Origin of the sequence: Hoylesella timonensis S9-PR14 (assembly GCF_000762405.1) — a bacterium.
In the GTDB taxonomy this organism is placed as follows: domain Bacteria; phylum Bacteroidota; class Bacteroidia; order Bacteroidales; family Bacteroidaceae; genus Prevotella; species Prevotella timonensis_A.
The window spans coordinates 1-1329 of the sequence record NZ_JRPQ01000215.1 but is presented as its reverse complement, the minus strand read 5'-3'; the positions used below and the strand labels follow the sequence as shown (position 1 = coordinate 1329).

At 45.8% G+C, this 1329-nt stretch carries 2 protein-coding genes; both read left to right on the top strand.

Annotated features, from left to right (window positions below):
- A partial coding sequence (locus HMPREF9304_RS11855; protein WP_036929462.1) for an AAA family ATPase occupies positions 1 to 1130 on the top strand: 1130 nt, incomplete at its 5' end.
- Positions 1118 to 1329: hypothetical protein (locus tag HMPREF9304_RS11850; RefSeq protein ID WP_036929460.1), on the top strand; the 212-nt coding region annotated here is incomplete at its 3' end. The genes HMPREF9304_RS11855 and HMPREF9304_RS11850, both read left to right, overlap by 13 nt.

Sequence of the window (1329 nt, the reverse complement as noted above, 5' to 3'; positions counted from 1 at the left end):
CACTTCCGCTAAGTGGTACGAAGTCTGAAAAAGACATTTCTGATTTCTTTGCCTTGGGCAACGGGGCAAAGGAACTGAAAGAGCAGCTTGCCAAAATGTTTACAGACCTATACAGCCAAACCATGATGATGTTACGTTCCTGTGAAATTGACTATGAGAATCCACCAGACATTTCCAAATCGGTGGTAGCTGTGAATGGTGTCCCATTGGGAACACAAGACAATCTATTCTGCATCACCGGAGGAGAAGGTACGGGCAAGAGTAACTATGTAGGAGCTATTCTTGCCGGAACATTGGGAGAAGAACAACTGCCAATAGAGAAAACCTTGGGCTTGGAGATTACCGCCAATCCAAAAGGCTTAGCAGTTCTGCACTATGACACGGAACAGTCAGAGGCTCAACTTCATAAAAATTTAGGCAAGACACTCCGTCGGGCTTCACTGGCAGCAGTACCTGAGTATTATCATTCTCTGTATCTCGCTTCGCTTTCCCGTAAAGACCGGTTGAAACTTATCCGTGAAAGTATGGACCTGTTCCATCATAGACATGGGGGCATCCATCTTGTGGTGATTGACGGCATAGCTGACTTGATACGTTCCGCCAACGACGAGACGGAAAGCATTGCCATCGTGGATGAGCTTTACCGTCTGGCAGGGATTTACAACACCTGTATCATCTGCGTGCTGCACTTCGTGCCAAATGGTATCAAACTCCGTGGGCATATTGGCTCCGAACTTCAACGCAAGGCGGCAGGTATTCTCTCCATAGAGAAAGATGACAATCCTGAATACTCTGTGGTGAAAGCTCTGAAAGTCCGTGACGGCAGCCCATTGGATGTGCCGATGATGCTTTTCGGATGGGACAAGGCGGAGGATATGCACGTCTATCGTGGTGAGAAGTCCAAGGAGGACAAAGAAAAGCGTAAGACCGATGAACTCGTTGGCGTTATAAGAGAAGCCTTCCGAAATTCTTTCAAACTCACCTATCAGGAACTTTGTGATGTTCTGATGCGCGAAATGGAAATAAAGGATAGAACCGCAAAGAAGTACATCGCCTACATGAAAGAACAGCATATCTTGGCACAGGATATCAATGGCAACTATCAAAAAGGAGAATTATGCCGTACATAAACTATAATGCAGAAGACACTTGGCAAAAACGCCTGTTCGATAAGCTCATGAATGTAGAGGACAAACTCGACCGTCTGCTTGTCCTGCAAGAACAATCCGTCGATACGTCTGTCCATCCACCATTGAAACCCGAATATTTGGATATCATAGATGTGTCCAAGATACTCAAAGTGGAACAAAAGACCATCTACAACTGGGT